15 protein-coding genes, 1 other RNA gene and 1 pseudogene are annotated in these 19968 nt (G+C 47.3%); 11 read left to right on the top strand and 6 right to left on the bottom strand.

The genetic code is table 11. From position 1 onward, the window contains the following. Nucleotide 1 precedes the first annotated feature (1 nt). The 4 genes from BQ7480_RS03485 (at nucleotide 2) to BQ7480_RS03470 (ending at nucleotide 5333) form a co-directional block, all read left to right on the top strand. Nucleotides 2–898, top strand: a complete 897-nt coding sequence (locus tag BQ7480_RS03485) for a ParB/RepB/Spo0J family partition protein (RefSeq protein ID WP_072541737.1) — start codon at nucleotides 2–4, stop codon at nucleotides 896–898. 14 nt (nucleotides 899–912) lie between these two features. Continuing rightward, nucleotides 913–1698: a DUF5683 domain-containing protein gene (locus BQ7480_RS03480; protein ID WP_394332614.1), complete on the top strand. Its 786-nt coding sequence runs from the start codon at nucleotides 913–915 to the stop codon at nucleotides 1696–1698. 4 nt (nucleotides 1699–1702) lie between these two features. After that, a complete protein-coding gene (locus BQ7480_RS03475) occupies nucleotides 1703–2974 on the top strand; it encodes a lytic transglycosylase domain-containing protein (RefSeq protein ID WP_072541736.1) in 1272 nt (423 codons plus the stop codon). Between the two features lie 76 nt (nucleotides 2975–3050). Continuing rightward, nucleotides 3051–5333, top strand: coding sequence for a RelA/SpoT family protein (locus BQ7480_RS03470; protein ID WP_072541735.1), 2283 nt, complete (start codon nucleotides 3051–3053; stop codon nucleotides 5331–5333). Nucleotides 5334–5475: 142 nt separating this feature from the next. Here BQ7480_RS03470 and ssrA read toward each other — a convergent pair. Continuing rightward, nucleotides 5476–5872: a transfer-messenger RNA gene (gene ssrA / locus BQ7480_RS03465) on the bottom strand. Nucleotides 5873–5976: 104 nt separating this feature from the next. Then, nucleotides 5977–7155, bottom strand: a complete 1179-nt coding sequence (locus tag BQ7480_RS03460; protein WP_072541734.1) for a phosphoribosylaminoimidazolecarboxamide formyltransferase — start codon at nucleotides 7153–7155, stop codon at nucleotides 5977–5979. A gap of 160 nt (nucleotides 7156–7315) precedes the next feature. On the opposite strand from BQ7480_RS03460, the gene BQ7480_RS03455 reads away from it, so the two are divergent. Beyond that, on the top strand, nucleotides 7316–7864 hold the full coding sequence (locus tag BQ7480_RS03455) for a beta-class carbonic anhydrase (RefSeq protein ID WP_072541733.1): 549 nt from the start codon (nucleotides 7316–7318) through the stop codon (nucleotides 7862–7864). Between the two features lie 86 nt (nucleotides 7865–7950). Here BQ7480_RS03455 and BQ7480_RS03450 read toward each other — a convergent pair whose 3' ends face one another. After that, the gene (locus tag BQ7480_RS03450) at nucleotides 7951–10248 is read right to left on the bottom strand and encodes an inorganic phosphate transporter (protein WP_072541732.1); all 2298 of its coding nucleotides are present in this window, start codon (nucleotides 10246–10248) and stop codon (nucleotides 7951–7953) included. Between the two features lie 242 nt (nucleotides 10249–10490). Between BQ7480_RS03450 and BQ7480_RS03445 the strand changes: the two are divergent. The 6 genes and pseudogenes from BQ7480_RS03445 to rodA form a co-directional block, all read left to right on the top strand. Next, nucleotides 10491–11075: pseudogene (locus BQ7480_RS03445) on the top strand (IMP cyclohydrolase); the annotation flags it as partial. An 81-nt stretch (nucleotides 11076–11156) separates the two neighbouring features. Continuing rightward, nucleotides 11157–12179, top strand: coding sequence for a rod shape-determining protein (locus BQ7480_RS03440; RefSeq protein WP_072541730.1), 1023 nt, complete (start codon nucleotides 11157–11159; stop codon nucleotides 12177–12179). An 88-nt stretch (nucleotides 12180–12267) separates the two neighbouring features. Continuing rightward, a complete protein-coding gene (gene mreC, locus BQ7480_RS03435) occupies nucleotides 12268–13119 on the top strand; it encodes a rod shape-determining protein MreC (protein ID WP_072541729.1) in 852 nt (283 codons plus the stop codon). A gap of 30 nt (nucleotides 13120–13149) precedes the next feature. Then, entirely contained in the window at nucleotides 13150–13647 is a 498-nt protein-coding gene (gene mreD / locus BQ7480_RS03430) for a rod shape-determining protein MreD (protein WP_072541728.1), read from the top strand. After that, complete coding sequence (mrdA, locus tag BQ7480_RS03425) at nucleotides 13647–15497, top strand: penicillin-binding protein 2 (RefSeq protein ID WP_072541727.1); 1851 nt, start codon at nucleotides 13647–13649, stop codon at nucleotides 15495–15497. The genes mreD and mrdA overlap by 1 nt, the downstream gene beginning before the upstream one ends. Next, the gene (gene rodA, locus BQ7480_RS03420; RefSeq protein WP_072541726.1) at nucleotides 15478–16932 is read left to right on the top strand and encodes a rod shape-determining protein RodA; all 1455 of its coding nucleotides are present in this window, start codon (nucleotides 15478–15480) and stop codon (nucleotides 16930–16932) included. The genes mrdA and rodA overlap by 20 nt, the downstream gene beginning before the upstream one ends. On the opposite strand, the gene BQ7480_RS03415 is transcribed toward rodA, so the two are convergent. The 3 genes from BQ7480_RS03415 to holB are packed head-to-tail and all read right to left on the bottom strand — an operon-like array spanning nucleotide 16891 to nucleotide 19942. Further along, nucleotides 16891–17421 carry a gliding motility lipoprotein GldH gene (locus BQ7480_RS03415; protein ID WP_161946427.1) on the bottom strand — a complete coding sequence of 177 codons (531 nt, stop codon included), beginning with the start codon at nucleotides 17419–17421 and terminating at the stop codon, nucleotides 16891–16893. The genes rodA and BQ7480_RS03415 overlap by 42 nt on opposite strands. Beyond that, nucleotides 17408–18805, bottom strand: coding sequence for a PSP1 domain-containing protein (gene ricT / locus BQ7480_RS03410; protein ID WP_072541724.1), 1398 nt, complete (start codon nucleotides 18803–18805; stop codon nucleotides 17408–17410). Before ricT ends, BQ7480_RS03415 begins: the two co-directional genes overlap by 14 nt. A 6-nt stretch (nucleotides 18806–18811) precedes the next feature. Further along, nucleotides 18812–19942, bottom strand: a complete 1131-nt coding sequence (gene holB / locus BQ7480_RS03405; protein ID WP_072541723.1) for a DNA polymerase III subunit delta' — start codon at nucleotides 19940–19942, stop codon at nucleotides 18812–18814. Nucleotides 19943–19968 lie beyond the last annotated feature (26 nt).

Raw genomic sequence — 19968 nt, 5'->3', positions numbered from 1 at the left:
TATGGCAGTACAGAAAAAATTTGCATTAGGACGAGGACTTGATGCCTTGATATCCAATGAGGAGGTAAAAACTTCCGGCTCATCTTCTATCAATGAAATAGAATTGAGCAAGATATCGGTCAATCCCAACCAACCTCGCCGTGAATTTGATCCTATCGCTTTGCAGGAACTGGCCGACTCCATTGCGGAAATCGGTATCATACAGCCTATTACCTTACGACAGATAAGCGAGGATTCCTATCAGATTATTGCAGGAGAAAGACGTTACAGAGCCTCCATACTGGCTGGACTGAAAACCATACCGGCTTATATACGTACGGCCGACGATGAAAATGTCATGGAAATGGCATTGATAGAAAACATCCAGCGTGAGGATTTGAATTCACTTGAAATCGCACTGGCTTACCAGCACCTGATTGAGCAATACGAACTGACTCAAGAACGGCTCAGCGAACGGGTAGGCAAAAAACGTACCACAATCGCCAATTACTTGCGGTTGCTGAAACTGCCGGCGCCCATTCAGATGGCTTTGAAAAACAAGGAAATCGATATGGGACACGCACGTGCGTTGCTGACTTTAGAAGACCCTAAAACCCAGATACGTATTTTCAATGAAACCGTGAGCCAAGGCTACTCGGTACGCAAAGTTGAAGAAATTGTAAAAGCGCTGGCCAGCGGCGAAAGCGTGAAAAGCGGAGGAAAAACCATTGCACCGAAAGGAGCACAATTATCGGAAGAGTACTCCATGCTGCAAAATCATTTGTGCAGTTTCTTCGGCACAAAAGTACAACTATCCTGCAGCAATAAAGGAAAAGGAAAAATCAGCATTCCTTTTAACAGCGAGGCAGACCTGGAAAGAATTATGGAGATTTTAGACTCTTTGAAAAAAACAGAATAAACGGAAACAATCTTTTGAGAGCACATACATTTACATATTTAGTATTGTTGATCTTGTTATTCTGCACCCCTTATTGGGGGAGCACGGAAGTGTATGCCCAACGTGCCAAAAAGCACCGGGAAGGCGTACTTACGGCCGATTCTATCCGTGTAAAGAATCAGGCAGACAGCCTGGCACTGGCTGATACGACAGATTTACAACGACAAATCGCCTTGAAGAATCTGGAATCGCCACTGGATACGGCTGCCCTGGCAAAACAAAATGACTCTTTACAACATACCCTGCCTCCTGTAAAAGAGAAAAAACGCTGGATACCCAATTCCAACCGGACAGTATGGCTGGGACTGGTTATCCCGGGAGCCGGACAAATCTACAACCGGAAATATTGGAAGTTACCCATCATTTATGGAGGCTTCGTAGGATGTGCATACGCCCTGACATGGAACGGACAAATGTACAAGGACTACTCCCAAGCCTATCAGGATATAATGAGTAACAACCCCAACAACAAAAGTTATGAGGACTTCCTTCCTCCCGGAACCAATGTCAACGACCGGCTTGAATATTGGCAAGAATTATTCCGTTCACGTAAAGACCTTTATCGTCGCCAACGCGACTTGAGTATATTTGCATTTATTGGTGTATATTTATTATCGGTGATTGACGCCTATGTCGATGCCGAGCTTTCTGATTTTGACATCAGTAAAGACCTCAGCATGAAATGGGAACCCACCATCTTTAACGATGCATTCCGCAACCGTCCGCAAGGAGTCGGCTTGCAATGCTGTATTAAATTTTAAGCAAATGAGAAAGATACTTTTCAGTTTACTGACTGCCACAATCTGCAGTGCATCCTCACTTTTTGCACAGCAAACGGAAAAAACAATCACTGTACAATCAGCGAACGGACAAGAAGACGTGATAGACTTGCCGGAGGGTATGATATCCACCACCGACAGTCTCTATTTGGACTGGATATCTAAACACTACATCAACCCGGCAGAAAACTGTACGATGACCACCCAGAACCCGGAAGTCAGCGATTCCATCTATATGGATCGTCTGCAACGGATTCCGGCCATCATCGAAATGCCTTATAACGACATCATTCGGAAATTCATCGACATGTATGCCACTCGCCTGCGGCAGAAAGTATCTTTCATGCTAAGTGCGAACAATCTATACATGCCTATTTTTGAGGAAGCGCTGGATTTATATGACCTTCCATTGGAGCTTAAATACTTGCCTGTCATTGAATCGGCATTGAATCCGACTGCCACTTCTGCACAAGGAGCCGTAGGACTATGGCAGTTCATGCTTCGTACCGGACAAGTATACGGGCTCAAAGTCAATTCTTTGGTAGACGAACGCAGGGATCCGGTAAAATCCACCCGTGCTGCCGCACGCTATCTGAAAGATTTATATGATATCTATCACGACTGGAACCTTGTTTTAGCTGCCTACAATTGCGGACCGGGTACCATCAACAAGGCCATCCGCCGGGCGGGAGGAGAAAAAGACTTCTGGAAGATTTACAATTACCTTCCCAAAGAAACAAGAGGCTACGTACCTGCATTTGTAGCAGCCAATTACATCATGACTTACTATTGCGAGCATTACATCAGCCCCATGGAAATGAACATGCCCGAAAGTACGGATACCGTTCACATCAACCGTTCACTGAACTTGAACCAGATAGCAGAAGTATGTAAGATGGATATTGACCAGTTGCGTGCCCTGAACCCCGAATTCAAGAAAGATATCATTCCGGGAAACGAAAAACCTTATGCCTTAAGATTACCAACTCAAATGATGAGCTGCTTCATCGACCACGAAGACAGTATTTACAACTATAAGCCAGAGGTTTATCAGACACGACGCAATACCGTAACGGTCAGCAACAGCAGTGCAAGCAAAAGCCAGAATAAAGGAAAAGCGGTGTACCATCGTATTCGCAACGGAGAGACATTAGGGGGAATCGCAGCTAAATATGGAGTAAGTGTAAATCAGCTCAGGCGGTTGAATGGAATTAAGGGTAGCAATATCCGAGCCGGTAAATCACTACGCATTCGATAAGAAAAGCGCCCATTTGCTTGTTTGATTCGTATTTTTCCCTATTTTTGCATTATCGATTCAAAGAAGGGAGAGAATTATGACTGACGACAAACTTACGCAGGAACAAGCAGATGAACAACTGATAGACAATACCTTTCAGGAGTTATTGGACCGATACCTTGAAAGCAAACACCGGAAAAAGGTTGAAATTATCACGAAAGCCTTCAATTTCGCCCGACAGGCGCACAAAGGAGTGCGCAGACGTTCGGGCGAACCTTATATCTTACACCCTATTGCCGTAGCACGTATCGCATGCGTGGAAATCGGTTTAGGGTCTACTTCCATCTGTTCAGCGTTACTTCACGATGTCGTGGAGGACACAGACTATACAGTGGAAGATATCGAAAATCTGTTTGGCCCCAAGATAGCTCAAATCGTAGACGGGCTGACCAAAATCTCCGGAGGCATCTTTGGAGACAGAGCTTCCGCACAAGCAGAGAACTTCAAAAAACTTCTTCTGACAATGAATGATGACATCCGTGTCATCCTTATCAAGATTGCAGACCGACTGCACAACATGCGTACACTCGGCTCCATGCTTCCCAGCAAACAATACAAAATTGCAGGAGAAACGCTTTATATTTATGCTCCCCTTGCCAACCGACTGGGATTGAACCGCATCAAAACAGAGTTGGAGGACTTGAGCTTCAAATACGAGCACCCGGAAGCATACCAGAAAATAGAAGACAAACTCAAAGCCACACAGGCTGAAAGAGAAAGTCTGTTCGAAGAATTCACGGCTCCCATCCGGGCACAGCTCGACAAAATGGGGCTTCCTTACCGAATCTTGGCCCGCATCAAGTCGCCTTATTCCATTTGGAATAAAATGCAAAACAAGCACATCACGTTTGAGGAAATCTATGATATTCTGGCTGTACGAATTATTTTTACCCCCAAAAACGAGGAAGAGGAACTGAATGACTGCTTCAATATCTATGTAGCCATTTCCCGAATATACAAACCTCATCCCGACCGTCTACGTGACTGGGTCAGCCATCCGAAAGCCAATGGCTATCAGGCGCTTCATGTCACTCTGATGAGCAATAAGGGCCAATGGATTGAGGTACAAATCCGTAGTGAACGGATGAACGATGTAGCCGAACAAGGTTTTGCCGCACATTGGAAATACAAGGAAGGAGGTGGAAGCGAAGATGAAGGCGAACTCAGCAAATGGCTGAAAACCATCAAGGAAATCTTGGATGACCCGCAACCGGATGCCATTGACTTCCTGGATACCATCAAACTGAACCTTTTTGCCTCCGAAATCTTCGTGTTCACTCCCAAAGGAGAAATCAAGACCATGCCGCAAAACGCTACTGCGCTTGATTTCGCATTCTCTATTCATACCTTCTTGGGAAGCCATTGCATTGGAGCAAAAGTCAACCACAAGCTGGTTCCACTCAGCCATAAACTGCAAAGTGGAGATCAAGTGGAGATTCTTACCTCCAAAGCACAAAAGGTACAGCCTTCATGGATTAATTTTGCCACCACAGCCAAAGCGAAAGCAAAGATTCTGTCTATTCTAAAAAGAGAAAAGAAAGAAGTGCAACAGACGGGAGAAGACATGCTGCACGATTTCTTCACCAAAGAAGGTATTGAAGCAAGCGATACCAACATACAGAAACTTTGCACACTCCACAAACTGAAAACACCCGAAGACCTGATGTACCAAATAGGACAAAAAGTCTTCACGCTGGGAGAAGCCGATAAAAATGAATTAAAAGAAAAACCGACTCCTACCAACTGGAAGAAATATATCGCCTTTGCCTTCGGTGGAGGAAACAAATCAAAATCACAGGAGAGCATACCCTCCAAAGAGAATACGCCTCAACTGAACATTGACAAGAAGAAGGTCGTCCGCCTCACTCCTGAAGAGATTCAGAAGCACTACATCATTGCAGACTGCTGCAAGCCGATACCGGGAGATGATGTACTGGGTTATATTGATGACAACAACCGGATTATCATCCACAAACGTCAATGCCCAATTGCAGCCCAGCTTAAAACCAGCTTTGGAAACAGGCTGTTGGCCGTACAGTGGGAAACGGGAAAAGCTCTCAACTTCCCTGTAAACGTCTATATAAAAGGTATTGACGGTATCGGGGTGCTAAATCAAGTGACACAAATCATTTCCCAGCAACTGAATGTAAATATCCACAAACTGAATATCGAGTCGAATGATGGAATCTTTGAAGGACGTATCCAACTATTTGTACACGATGTGGACGATGTGAACACGATTTGTGAAAACTTAAAGAAACTGGAAAGCATTAAGAAAGTGACACGAATCGAGAACTTTGACGATGCCATTGCTGATTAACAGCATCGATTTACTAATCGGCATATATTCTCCACACCAAAAGGATATATGCCGTTTTTCATATCCTCTCCATCCGATAACAGATACAGGGTCGTTAGGAAAAACAAAAAAGCCGCTGAGAAACTCAGCAGCTTTTCATTATCTGTGGACCTGGAGGGAGTCGAACCCTCGTCCAAACAAGGAAGCCATATGCTTTCTACATGCTTATCTCTGCCTTCGGTTTTCGTACACAAGCAAGACCAGAGCCACCCACTTATGTCTTAGTTCCTAAAATTTCATTTCAACCACGGAACAAGGCTGAAACTATTTCCGATTTTGCTGCACCGCTAAACCAAACGCTTCGGAACAAGAGCTTTTGAGCGATGTCTCGTTTCCATCACTGTGACGGGAATAAAGCTAATCTACTATACTTCGATTAAGCAGCGAGAGCATAATTTTCGTTGCCAGATAATTGTTCAGTAACTGAGATTATAGTGCAAATCACTGACGCACTGCATGCTTACATACCACATCTCTCGCTGTCAAAACCAAACAAGCCCAAGATTAAGTACTTAGTGGCAGCAAAGATAGCAAATCTTTACTCTTTCTACAAAAAAAGAGGTGCAAATTTGCACCTCTTCTCTTATTATCTTTACTTTTGGTATCAATGATGGAATAGACGGATACCCGTAAATGCCATTGCAATACCATATTTATCACATGTTTCAATCACATTGTCATCACGTACGGAGCCTCCGGCCTGAGCAATATACTCTACCCCACTCTTATGCGCACGTTCGATATTGTCGCCAAACGGGAAGAATGCATCTGAACCTAAAGACACCCCTTTCTGTGTATCCAACCATGCCCGCTTCTCTTCACGGGTCAAGATTTCCGGCTTTTCCGTAAAGAACTGCTGCCATACGCCATCGGCCAATACATCATCGTGATCTTCGCTGATATAAATATCAATGGTATTGTCACGGTCGGCACGACGGATTTTTTCTACCCAAGGCAAGTTCAATACTTTCGGATGTTGGCGCAGGTACCAGATATCAGCCTTGTTTCCAGCCAAACGAGTACAATGGATACGGCTCTGCTGTCCAGCGCCGATACCAATGGCCTGTCCGTCCTTCACATAACAAACTGAATTAGACTGCGTATATTTCAACGTAATCAATGCAATCATCAAATCACGCTTAGCCTCTTCCGGGAAATTCTTATTCTGTGTCGGAATGTTTGCAAACAGTTCCGGACCATTCAGTTTCACTTCGTTACGTCCCTGTTCAAAAGTAATGCCGAACACGTCCTTGTGTTCAATGGGATTCGGACGATAAGACGGATCTATCTTGATGACATTATAAGTACCCTTCCGCTTGTTCTTCAAGATTTCCAAGGCCGCATCCGTATATCCTGGAGCAATAACGCCGTCGGATACCTCACGATTGATGAAACGGGCAGTTTCCTCGTCACACACATCACTCAGAGCTATAAAATCTCCATAAGACGACATACGGTCGGCACCACGTGCACGTACATACGCATTTGCCAGCGGTGACAAAGGCAGGTTATCCACAAAATAAATCTTCTTCATGGTTTCATCCAGTTCCAGACCGATTGCGGCTCCGGCAGGACTCACGTGTTTGAACGAAGTGGCAGCCGGCATACCGGTAGCTTCTTTCAGTTCTTTCACCAACTGCCATCCATTGAACGCATCCAAGAAATTGATATAACCGGGACGTCCATTCAATACTTCAATAGGCAGTTCTCCCTCCTGCATGAAAATGCGGGCCGGCTTCTGGTTAGGGTTGCAGCCGTACTTGAGTTCGAGTTCTTTAGCCATATTTTAATAGTTTGGTTGAATTTTCTACAAAAGTAGAAAAAAAAACAGAAGCATATTTCACGATTAGCACATGATTTTAGGAATTCCCACAGAAAGCAACGGAAAAATCACAAAATAAATCTGTATTTTTGTCCATATTCTATACAAAATATAAAGGACTATGATAGACGAATTATTACATTTCAACAAAACATTTGTGGAAAGCAAAGGGTACGAGAAATACATCACGAACAAATACCCTGACAAAAAAATCGCCATTGTCACCTGCATGGACACCCGTCTGACAGAACTGCTGCCCGCCGCACTGGGTATCAAAAACGGAGATGTCAAAATCATCAAGAACGCCGGTGGTACGATTACCCACCCCTTTGGAAGTGCCATGCGCAGCCTGCTGGTAGCCATATATGAACTAGGAGTGGAAGAGGTGATGATTATCGGGCATACAGACTGCGGCGTGCAGCACATGGACAGTCAAGTCATGCTACGCCACATGCGTGAAAGAGGTATCTCGCAAGACCATATCGAAATGATGCAATACTGCGATATCGACTTAAATTCCTGGCTCAGCGGCTTCAATGATACGGAAGAAGCTGTACAAAAGAGCGTACACATCGTACGCCACCACCCGCTAGTACCACAGGATATACGGGTAAGAGGATTCATCATGGATTCTACAACCGGAAACCTCACCGAAGTACAAGAAGACTAACCTACATAAGCCCTAAAAACAAAGGCCGACAAGAAAGAGAGAAACTTCCTGCCGGCCTTTTTTATCAATTCAAAGAATAATCAGCCTCAACGGTCTTCCGCCAAAGCCAGTATAGAAACCTCCTGGGGTACATAATCCCCTTGGAAGAAACGACTGGCACGTAACAGATGGCGCCAAATGCTTACCAACTCCTGAGATTCCTGAAGGATATTCAAATAGACCATTGCTGCCTTCAAGCTCGTATTGTCAGACTCCTGCATCCGATTCATCTGTTGCTTACGCAGAGCGGAAATATTGTTTTTCAGTTCATCACCTTTCTTCAAAATATCATCAGCATCCGCATAGTTACCTGTACTGATGGCACTCTTGGTACGCTCCATCAAACTACAGAGCTGCTCGCGTACAGGGAGAAATTCTTTCACACAATCCGGAGATATCGGGTTAAAGTTATTATCCACATGTTCCTTACAAGGTTCACAGATTCGTTTCAAACAGTAAAGCATTTGCTCGCAACTGTTGCTTCCCAAGTGGAACCATGTATTCTTTTCGATGGCTACCGTCATAGGCAGACGGCGCAATCCCAGAATTTCTTTCCGCCGGCGTTTTTTGAGCATCTTCTTCTGGTCGTCCGTCGCATTCATAGCCTTCCGCAGACTACGCAAGTCTTCATGGATGAATCCGTCGGTCACCTGTACATAGGTTTTCTCACTGAAATCCACGTAGCTGGCCAAGGTTTCCTGCACATGCTGACGAAGCAACGCCAAGGTTTCGCTCTTGTCCTTGCTGCTCATCATCCGCTTGAACACATCGTCCTGTCCATCCACTTTTTCTTCTTTCTTCTTATACTGGATATTACTGCGTACCAAAAGCACTACGGCTACCACAATAAAAATGAACATGCCAACGAAACTGGTATAGAACATTATGAAAGTAACCAGCGCACAAATCGTGAAAGCCACGAACGCCGTAATAAACCAGCCACCAATCACGGAAAGCATACCCGTGATACGATATACTGCACTTTCCCGGCTCCAGGCACGGTCGGCCAATGAACTACCCATCGCTACAATAAAGGTCACATAAGTGGTAGACAACGGCAACTTCATGGTAGTACCGATGATAATCAACAACCCAGACAAAACCAGATTCACCGAAGCACGCACCATATCGAAGGCAGCCCCATCGTTCAAAATCACTTCTTCTTTATTGAAACGGCTATCAATCCAGCGACGCATCCCCACCGGAATCACACGTACCAGGAAATCATTGATATTAGTGGCACGACGTACAATGACACGGGCTAAAGCCGAAGAACCGAACATTTCATCTCCCTCTTCCTGACGGGCCAAATCGACTGAAGTCTTGATTACATTCTTCGCCTTTTTGGAAGTAGCCAGCGCATATACCATAACAACCCCCGAAGCTATCAGGAAAATGGCCGGAGTCTTAGCCGACGACATCAGGGAAGACATCATGAAATCATGAATACCTGCCCCATTGGAATTTGCCACATAATCCGTGTACGCAGAAAAGCCCGCCAAAGGCACACCGATGAAGTTCACCAAGTCATTACCGGCAAAAGCCAGTGCCAAGGAGAAAGTTCCCAGCAACACAATAATCTTAAACACATTCACTTTACACCAGTGCAAGATTTGCATGATGACCGTAAACACCACGAAACATCCACCTACTAATATCGGGGTATTATCCTGAATCCATTGCTGAGCTTCAGGCGTCATGAACGAAGCACTCTTCAAGCCCTGTATAATAATGAAGTAACCCAAGGCTGTCACAGCAATTCCACCGAACACACCGATGGTCCATGAAAGATGTTTCTTATAATTGAAACTGAAAATAAGTCGGGACACATATTGTACAATAGTACCCGCAATGAAGGCAACTGCCACAGAAAGGAAAATACCCATAATGACCGACAAAGCCTTTTCCGTATTCATCATATCACCCAGACTCAACATGCCGGTTTCGTCTCCGATAATCTTCAGAATTGCCAGAATAAACGTACCTCCCAACAATTCAAACACCATGGATACCGTGGTAGAAGTAGGCAGGCCCAACGTATTGAAAATATCCAGCAACACCACGTCCGTCACCATGACTGCCAACAAAATGCACATGATTTCATAAAAGCTGAAATTTACCGGCTGGAAAATTCCGTGACGGGCGATATCCATCATTCCGTTACTCAACACCGCTCCAGCAAACACTCCAACGGCAGCTACAATGATAATCGTTTTAAACTTTGCGACCTTTGCACCAACCGCCGAATTCATAAAGTTCACGGCATCATTACTGACACCCACCAGCAAATCAAAGACTGCCAGCATAAACAGGAATATGACAATTCCCAAATAAATAGTTTCCATAACTTGTTTTGCTAAGTTTTTCCGGGTGCAAAAGTATTTCATCCTTGTTATAATTGAATGTCATATATGTTACAATCCTGTTACAAAACCTCAGAAAGAAACCAAATGAAAGTATTATTCACAAGAAGGTCGGCCGTAAAACTTTCAAGATGAATGTAAAAAAAAGATATTTTATTTCTACTATCTTATATTTATCACCTGAAAATTCGTAATTTTGCGGCTGAATTCAAAATCTCAAAATTATGTCAGAATCAAAGAAAATCAAAACCGCATTGGTGTCTGTTTACCATAAAGACGGCTTGGATGCAATCTTAGCTAAACTTCATGCAGAAGGAGTGGAGTTCCTGTCTACTGGAGGAACACGTCAATTCATTGAATCACTGGGCTATCCGTGCAAGGCAGTAGAAGATATCACGACTTATCCTTCTATTTTGGGAGGACGTGTGAAAACCTTACATCCTAAAATCTTCGGAGGTATCCTTTGCCGTAGAGAACTGGAAAGCGACCAAAAACAAGTAGCACAATATGAGATTCCGGAAATCGACCTGGTAATTGTAGACTTGTATCCGTTTGAAGATACAGTAGCCAGCGGTGCTGCCGAACAAGATATCATCGAAAAAATCGATATAGGCGGCATTTCATTGATTCGTGCCGGAGCCAAGAATTTCAACGATGTAGTTATCGTAGCCAGCAAACACCAGTATCAGCCGTTGCTGGACATCCTGAACCAGCAGGGAGCCGTTACCACACGTGAACAGCGCCGTTGGTTTGCAGGTGAAGCCTTTACCGTATCTTCACACTACGATACCGCTATCCGCGACTATTTCAAGAAATAAATAAAAGGCAGTTCATTCTGCCTTCTTTATACGGACTTATTAATTCAAAATTCTAGACTTATATTAGAAGGAATGGGATTATTCTCCTTTACACAAAACATAGCGATGGACCTTGGCACAGCCAACACCATCATTACCTGCAATGACAAGATTGTGGTAGACGAACCCTCTGTCGTTGCGTTGGATCGCCGTACGGACAAAATGATTGCCGTGGGTGAACGTGCCAAGCTGATGTACGAAAAAGAAAACCCGAACATTCGCACCGTACGCCCGTTGCGTGACGGAGTGATTGCGGACTTCAACGCCTGCGAACAGATGATGCGCGGGTTGATTAAAAAGGTAAATACCGGACGTCATCTTTTCACTCCTTCCCTGCGCATGGTCATCGGCGTACCGTCAGGCTCCACAGAAGTGGAACTACGTGCCGTACGCGACAGTGCGGAACATGCAGGCGGACGTGATGTCTACCTGATATTTGAACCGATGGCTGCGGCTATCGGTATCGGACTGGATGTGGAGGCTCCGGAAGGAAACATGGTGGTCGACATAGGTGGAGGTTCTACCGAGATCGCCGTAATTTCATTAGGCGGTATTGTTTCAAACAACTCTATCCGTGTGGCTGGTGATGACCTGACAGCGGATATTCAGGAATACATGAGCCGACAGCACAATGTCAAAGTCAGTGAAAGAATGGCCGAGCGAATCAAAATTCATGTAGGTGCGGCCATTACGGATTTGGGAGACAATGCTCCGGAAGACTACATCGTACGCGGACCGAACCGTATCACAGCGCTTCCGATGGAAGTTCCGGTCTGCTATCAGGAAATAGCTCACTGCATGGAGAAAAGCATTGCCAAAATAGAAACGGCCATCCTGAGCGCACTGGAAAATACACCTCCCGAATTGTACGCCGATATCGTCAATAACGGTATTTACCTGGCCGGAGGCGGAGCCTTGCTGCGCGGACTGGACAAACGTCTAACAGACAAAATCAACATTCCTTTCCACATTGCCGAAGACCCCTTGCTGAGCGTAGCCAAAGGAACGGGTATCGCCTTGAAAAATGTAGATCGTTTCTCATTCCTGATGAGATAATCTCATAAAATTGAAAATGAAGGGGTCGGAAGGTCCCTTCATTTTCAATTTTCACTTTTTTGTTTACATATCATTCGGACTCTCTGACATGCGAAACCTAATCAATTTTCTGCTGAAATATAACCATTGGTTCCTTTTCGTACTTCTGGAAGTGATTTCCCTTACCCTGCTGTTCCGTTTCAACAACTATCAGGGAAGTGCTTTCTTCACTTCTGCCAACTATGTGGCGGGACTGGTGTACGAGGCATCCAATCAAGTGACACGTTATTTCGGACTGACGGAAGTCAATAAAGACCTCACGGCACGAAACGTGGAGCTGGAAATTGAGGTAGAGCGCCTGTCACAGGCTTTGGAACAATATACCCAAGATACACTCGGAGTAGCCAACCTGCGCAAGGAAGCATTGAAAGACTACGTGCTCTATGATGCCAGAGTGGTGAACAACAGCGTAACCCACCCCAACAATTTCATCACGATAGACAAAGGGTCGGCCGACGGTATCCGCCCGGAAATGGGCGTAGTATGTGGAAATGGGGTGGTAGGCATTGTTTATCTGACAGGACAACACCATTCCATCGTGCTTCCTGTGCTCAACTCCAAAAGCAGCATCAGCTGCAAAATCAAGAGAACGTCCTATTTTGGTTTCCTCAAATGGGATGGAGGTTCCTCACAATATGCCTATGTGAAAGACATGCCCAGACATTCGGAGTTCACGTTGGGCGACACAATCGTGACAAGCGGCTACAGTGCCGTATTCCCCGCCGGAATACCGGTAGGCACTGTCGATGACATGACCGACAGCCACGACGGCTTGTCCTACTTGCTCAAGGTGAAACTCTTTACCGATTTTGCCCGACTGAATAACGTCAGGGTACTGGGTTCTTTCAACGGGAGCGAACAGGCACAGCTGGAAGACAGTATCCACTCCGTGCAACCATAACTATTAATCACACAGAAAGTTTGGGAAATTATGCAATACATCATACGTCTTAAATGGTTTATAATACTGGTCCTACTTCAGGCGCTGGTGTTGAATCACATCCATTTTGAACAATACGCTACTCCCTTATTATACATTTATTTCTTATTGAAAATAAATTCGGGAAACAGCCGAAAAGGTCTCCTGTTGTGGGCCTTTTTCCTGGGACTCTGCATCGATATCTTCAGCAACACCCCCGGCTTGAATGCAGCTGCTTCCGTGCTGACGGCTTTCTGCCGCCCCTGGATTCTGCGTTTGTTCTCACTGCGCGACACCACTGATAACTTCGAGCCAGGCATCTATCAGATGGGATTTGCTCCTTTCTTCCGATACACCTTGGTTATGGTACTGTTGCATGCCGTCGTCCTGAATCTGCTGGATATGTTCTCTTTTGCGCGGCCACAAATATTGTTACTGAAAATAGCCAGTGATGCAGTCATCACGCTCATCTTTATTTTATGTGTTGATTCTGTCAGGAGGAAAAAATAGTGGAAAGAAATTACGACCTTGAAAAGCGGAAATACGTCATTGCAGGCGCCGTCGCTGTCATTGTACTGATTTTTCTTATACGCTTGCTCTCCCTGCAAATCATGAGCGAGGACTATAAGAAGAATGCCGACAGCAACGCCTTTCTCAAGCGGATACAGTATCCCAGCCGGGGAGTCATCTACGACCGCAATGACAAACTGCTGGTCTATAACCAGGCAGCCTACGACATCACAGTCATCATGAAGGAGATTACCGAACTGGATACGACCGATTTGTGTCAGACCCTGAAAATCACACCGGAATTTCTCCGAAAGAAATTCCATGACATCAAGGACCGGCGCCTCAACCCGGGATACTCTCCCTACACCAATCAGGTATTTCTTACCCAGCTGTCGGCCGAAGACTGTGGAGTGTTTCAGGAAAAACTGTTCAAGTTTCCCGGATTCTATATCCAGCGACGCACCATCCGGCAATATACCTACAATGCGGGAGCCCACATCTTAGGTGATATTGCAGAAGTGTCCAAATCGGACATGGAAAAGGATGAATACTATATTCCTGGAGATTTTATCGGAAAACTGGGAGTGGAACGCTCTTACGAGAAACAGCTGCGAGGCGAAAAAGGCATTGAGATATTGCTGCGCGACGCACGCGGACGTATTCAAGGCAACTACATGGACGGCAAGTTCGACAAAGCTCCCGTAGCGGGAAAGAACTTGCGACTCAGTCTGGACATCGACCTCCAGCAACTGGGCGAACGCTTGCTGGAAGGGAAAATCGGCAGTATTGTGGCTATCGAACCCTCTACCGGCGAGGTACTCTGTCTGGTGTCTTCTCCCTCTTACGACCCTCGCCAGATGGTGGGAAGAAACCGAGGAAAGAACCACCTGATGCTGGCGCGTGACCCATGGAAGCCCTTGCTGAACCGCGCCATCATGGGTACCTACCCCCCAGGGTCCACATTCAAGACCTCACAGGCACTCACCTATTTGCAGGAAGGAATCATCACCACCGGTACCAGTTACCCATGTAATGGCGGCTTCAATTTCCGAGGCCTCCATGTGGGCTGTCACTCACACCCCTCCCCCCTCTCTCTGATTCCGGCCATCGCCACTTCCTGCAACGGTTATTTCTGCTGGGGACTTTATCACATGATTGGAGCCCGGCAGAAATATGGCTCCGTACAGAAGGCCATGAATACATGGAGAGACTACATGGTATCCATGGGATTCGGCTACCCCTTGGGAATTGACCTCCCCGGAGAGAAAAGAGGATTCATCCCCAATGCCAGTGTGTACGACAAGGCCTATCACGGTTCATGGAACGGACTGACCATCATCAGTATCTCCATCGGCCAGGGAGAAGTGACGCTGACACCGCTGCAGATAGCCAATCTGGGAGCGACCATTGCCAACAGAGGCTATTTCATTACGCCCCATGTGGTCAAGGAAGTACAAGGTGAGCCGCTCGACACACTCTATTCCAAGAAACGCTATACCATGGTCGACCGTTCCCATTACGATGAAGTGGTACAAGGCATGCGTGCTGCCGTGCTGGGTGGAACCTGCCGGGGAGCCAACCTGCCCGACATCGAAGTATGCGGCAAGACCGGTACGGCCCAGAACCGAGGAAAAGACCACTCGGCATTCATGGGATTTGCCCCGATGAAAGACCCGAAGATAGCCATTGCCGTATATGTGGAAAACGGAGGATTCGGTGCTGTCTACGGTGTCCCCATCGGACGGCTCATGATAGAACAATATCTGAAAGGAAAGCTTTCGCCCGAAGACGAAGCGATGGCAACAGAAATTCAAAACAGGAGGATTGATTATGGGATACACGAGAGGTAGTGTATGGAAAAATGTGGACTGGTGGACCATCGGACTTTATCTGGTATTGGTCACCTGCGGCTGGTTCAGCGTATGCGGAGCAAGCTACGATTACGGAGAGCCCAATTTCTTCGACATCACGACACGTGCCGGCAAGCAGCTCATGTGGATAGGCTGTTCGCTGGGACTCGGATTCGTCATACTCATGCTAGAAGACCGCATTTACGATACATACGCCTACCTGATTTATGGCATTCTGCTCCTGCTCCTTTTCGGTACCATCTTCAATCCGCATGAAATCAAAGGTTCACGCTCGTGGATTGTGCTCGGTCCCGTCAGTCTGCAACCGGCCGAGTTCGCAAAGTTCGCCACAGCCCTGGCACTGGGGAAATACATGAACGAATACACCTTCCAGATGCAGCGCACCCGCGACCTGCTGGCAGTGTTGGGCATCATCCTGCTGCCGATGGCACTGATTATCCTTCAGAAAGAGACAGGTTCCGCACTGGTGTATCTCTCCTTTTTCCTCATGCTGTACCGGGAAGGCATGACCGGAGCCGTATTGTTTTCCGGCATCTGTGCCGTTGTCTTTTTTATTGTCGGACTCCGGTTTGGAGCCGAAATCATGCCCGACGAAATGACCTCCTGGGGAGAATTTTCCGTACTGACCCTCATCATCCTGCTATCTTCCTTCCTGGTAGGAAGATTCTGCCGGCAGTCTCCCAAACTGGCGGTTTATATCTTCGCCATCGGAGGAGGAGCCACCCTGCTGGGCGCACTCTTTTCCAACTACGTGATTCCTTTTAACGTCTGCCATCTTCAACTGGCCATTTGTGCGGCCCTCGTAGTCACCCTTTTTTATTATTACCTCAGGGAGCAAGTAAGGGAGTATTTCTATATCATCCTGTTTGTCATCGGTTCCGGCATCTTCTTTTTCTCCACCGATTACGTGTTCAACCACGTACTGGAGCCTCATCAGAAAATCCGAATTGAAGTATTGCTGGGCATGAAGGACGACCCCGCGGGAGCCGGATACAACGTCAACCAGAGTAAGATTGCCATCGGTTCCGGAGGGTTACTCGGAAAAGGGTTCCTCAACGGCACCCAGACCAAACTGAAATATGTGCCGGAACAAGACACCGACTTCATCTTCTGTACCATTGGAGAAGAACAGGGATTTGTGGGTTCTGCCATTGTCATCTTCTTGTTCATGGCACTTATTCTCCGTCTTATCGTCCTCTCCGAACGGCAGGAAACCCGTTTTGGAAGGGTCTACGGTTATTGCGTGCTGGGCATCTTTTTCTTTCACCTTTTCATCAATGTGGGAATGGTGCTCGGACTGACCCCTGTCATCGGGATTCCGCTTCCCTTCTTCAGCTACGGAGGTTCTTCGCTGTGGGGATTTACCATTCTGCTATTCGTGTTTCTCCGCATCGACGCGGCCCGGGAAAAATAGCCGGATGCCCACATCCGAAATGCCCGGCAACGGATCCTTCCGCATCAGATGGGCTATGCGGAAACTGCGCCCCAAGGAATCTGTGGTCAATACCACCGGCTCATCCCATATATAAGTTGTCTGAAACAATCCGCCGACAGCCCCTTCATGATGCCACTGTCCTTTCTCATCGGCCAGGTAAATATGTAAAGTGTCCGTATGCGAAGGCAGAGAATCGCCGTCCACTCGCGTCACGGACAACCAGATATCCCGATAAGGATAAGCTCCCGTGTGACGAATCCCCACTTCCATCTGATAAGTTCCCGCCGGCACTTCCGGGGGAAGTTCAAACACCACCGAATCCGTTTTCTGCCAACCTTCCCCTCCGGGAACGGACTGGTACACATGATACTGCGTATTTGTATGGCAGGCTGAAAGCAGGCACACGACCAGACTCAGAAAGCCCGCATACCCCATTCGGCCCTTTATCCATTTTTTATCCCTGTACATCTGATGAATTTGTATTTCGTTCCGGACGTTTATTTCCCTCATTATTGTTGTTCCGACGGAAATTTCGTCTTCCGTTCCGGCTCGGACGAGGCTCCTGCCCCGCATTTGCCTCTCCTTGCGGAGCATTTCCTGCAGCCGCCTGAGGTGCGGGATTATTTTTCGGGCGAGACGGACGGTTGTTTCGGGCCTGAGGGCCTCTGTTTTCCCGTTCTTTCGTTCCTGTTTCCGGTGCCGGTCCGTTGCTGTTGGCTTCCACCGGAGCTGCAGGCTGGTTAGCCGGTTGAGCGCCCCCTTTTGCCTTCTTTTTCCGGTTCCGTCCGGCCTTCGTCTTATCGAAACGTGTCAGACTCTCTTGTTCCAGCAGGTCTTTCGAACGTTGCGGTTCACGGGAAGAAATTTCTTCATCCAGCTTCTCCGGTTTCTCACCCCGCTTGTTCATGTTCAACACCTCAAAAGCCCGACGGGCAGAAATTGTCACCTCGTTGGCCAGGAAACTCTTGTCCGTACTGTACGTGATGGTTCCTTTCAGGATATCTGCTTTAAAATAATAATACACATTGTCCAGTGTTTCAAGCGTAATTTCCTTGCTAGGCAGACGCTTCTGACATTCCACATACGCATCCACCTCGTAATTCAGGCAACACTTCAGTTTGGCACACTGTCCGGCCAGTTTCTGCGGATTCAGTGAAATGTCCTGGAAACGTGCAGCACTGGTAGACACGGACACAAAGTTCGTCATCCACGTAGCGCAACACAGCTCCCGTCCGCAAGGCCCGATTCCCCCAATACGTCCGGCTTCCTGACGGGCACCAATCTGTTTCATCTCGATTCGCACCCGGAACGTTTCGGCCAGCACTTTAATCAGCTGACGGAAATCCACACGTTCGTCGGCAATGTAATAGAAGATGGCCTTGTTGCCGTCACCCTGGTATTCCACGTCACCGATTTTCATCTGAAGTCCCAGGCTCTCCGCAATCTTGCGGGAACGAATCATGGTGTCGTGTTCGCGCGACTTGGCCTCTTCGTATTTCTCCATATCCACCGGTTTCACCTTCCGGTAAATGCGGCGGATTTCCGCATCCGGTTTCAGGTTGGCTTTCCGCATCTGCAACGGCACCAGCCGCCCCGTCAGTGTCACCGTGCCGATATCGTGGCCCGGACTGGCTTCTACCGCCACGATATCCCCCTTCACCAGGTGCAAACCGTTGCTGTTCTTGTAATAACCTTTCCGGGTATTCTTGAACTGTACTTCCACCATATCCTGTTCTTCTCCATTGCCCGGGATATCGGCCAGCCAGTCGTAAGTGTTCAGTTTATTATTCTGTCGTCCGCAGCCTCCACAACAGAGTCGACCGCTTCCGTTTTTAAGCTTAAAATCGTTCATATATTGTTATTGTTGTTTCATTTCTACAATCATTCTCAATGCCATGTCAAAAAAGACCATCTTCGGATTGACGTTCTGCTCGATGTGGAGCTGTGCCTCTTCCAGCAGCCCGGTCACCGAAAAGATGTTCCGCTCGTTGATGTAAGGTGCAAAACGAGTGGCAAACTGCATCTCTTCCGGGCTCAGGTACACCATATCCAGCTGTCGGAAGTTGCAGATGAAATTCTCGCGCACCATCCGCTGGCAATATTCCAGCAGATTCTTCTGGCGCTCACGTCCCATCCCGGCCACCTGCTCGCTCCAGGCCTTCAGGCTACGGATGTCACGCTTGTAAGCCGTACGCATCAGGTTCACGAAAAGTTCAAAACAGAGTCTGTTCTCTTCACCCAGATGCACGTTTTCCACCGCCCTCAACAGGCTTCCCGCCGAACGGTGCGCAATGTCACGGGCATCTTCCTCCGGCAGCATATACCGTTCCTTCAGATAACGTTCAATATCCGCTTCGGACAGAGGTTTCAGGTGGATGCGCTGCGTCCGGCTCAAAATAGTGGGCAGCAGCAAGTCGGGCTCTTCGCTGACCAGCAGGAATACCGTCTTCAAAGGAGGTTCTTCCAACAGTTTCAGCAACTTGTTCGCACACTCCACATTCATTTTCTCCGGCAGCCAGATGAGCATCACCTTATATCCGCCCTGACTGGCCTTCAGCGACAGTTTACGCTGAATCTCGTCGCTTTCGCGCACGTAAATCTGCGGCTGCTGGTTGCCGGCATCCATCATCCGCATCCATTCCTGAAGGTCGGCATACGGATTCCGCTCCAGCATCTCACGCCACTGAGGCAGGAACTCATCGCACACCACGTCGCGTCCCGCCTTCTTTTTCACCACCGGAAAGGCAAAGTGCATGTCGGGATGCGCCAGATGGTCCATCATCTTGCACGAACTGCATTGCCCGCACGCATCGTCCTCTCCCGGATGACGACAGAGCAGATAGCGCGACACCGCCAGTGCCAGCGGCAGTTTGCCACTACCGGCAGGTCCCGTAAGCAACAGGGCATGAGGCATCTTTCCACTCCGAACGTTGTGGATGAGAAGCTGTTTCACTTCATCTTGTCCGATTACATCCTTAAAAAACGACATGCGGTTCCAGTTAAAAAATCAGGTTC

Source organism: Bacteroides mediterraneensis, from assembly GCF_900128455.1.
Taxonomy (GTDB): Bacteria; Bacteroidota; Bacteroidia; order Bacteroidales; family Bacteroidaceae; genus Phocaeicola; species Phocaeicola mediterraneensis.
Note: the sequence above shows the minus strand (reverse complement) of the source record. Positions and strands in the feature narration are given on the sequence as shown.

Excerpts from the sequence above, each read along its gene's own strand:
- BQ7480_RS03485 (WP_072541737.1), top strand. The coding sequence starts at position 2 with ATGGCAGTACAGAAAAAATTTGCATTAGGACGAGGACTTGATGCCTTG.
- BQ7480_RS03475 (WP_072541736.1), top strand. The coding sequence starts at position 1,703 with ATGAGAAAGATACTTTTCAGTTTACTGACTGCCACAATCTGCAGTGCA.
- BQ7480_RS03470 (WP_072541735.1), top strand. The coding sequence starts at position 3,051 with ATGACTGACGACAAACTTACGCAGGAACAAGCAGATGAACAACTGATA.
- BQ7480_RS03460 (WP_072541734.1), bottom strand. The coding sequence starts at position 7,155 with ATGGCTAAAGAACTCGAACTCAAGTACGGCTGCAACCCTAACCAGAAG.
- BQ7480_RS03455 (WP_072541733.1), top strand. The coding sequence starts at position 7,316 with ATGATAGACGAATTATTACATTTCAACAAAACATTTGTGGAAAGCAAA.
- BQ7480_RS03450 (WP_072541732.1), bottom strand. The coding sequence starts at position 10,248 with ATGGAAACTATTTATTTGGGAATTGTCATATTCCTGTTTATGCTGGCA.
- BQ7480_RS03440 (WP_072541730.1), top strand. The coding sequence starts at position 11,157 with ATGGGATTATTCTCCTTTACACAAAACATAGCGATGGACCTTGGCACA.
- mreC (WP_072541729.1), top strand. The coding sequence starts at position 12,268 with ATGCGAAACCTAATCAATTTTCTGCTGAAATATAACCATTGGTTCCTT.
- mreD (WP_072541728.1), top strand. The coding sequence starts at position 13,150 with ATGCAATACATCATACGTCTTAAATGGTTTATAATACTGGTCCTACTT.
- rodA (WP_072541726.1), top strand. The coding sequence starts at position 15,478 with ATGGGATACACGAGAGGTAGTGTATGGAAAAATGTGGACTGGTGGACC.
- BQ7480_RS03415 (WP_161946427.1), bottom strand. The coding sequence starts at position 17,421 with ATGTACAGGGATAAAAAATGGATAAAGGGCCGAATGGGGTATGCGGGC.
- ricT (WP_072541724.1), bottom strand. The coding sequence starts at position 18,805 with ATGAACGATTTTAAGCTTAAAAACGGAAGCGGTCGACTCTGTTGTGGA.
- holB (WP_072541723.1), bottom strand. The coding sequence starts at position 19,942 with ATGTCGTTTTTTAAGGATGTAATCGGACAAGATGAAGTGAAACAGCTT.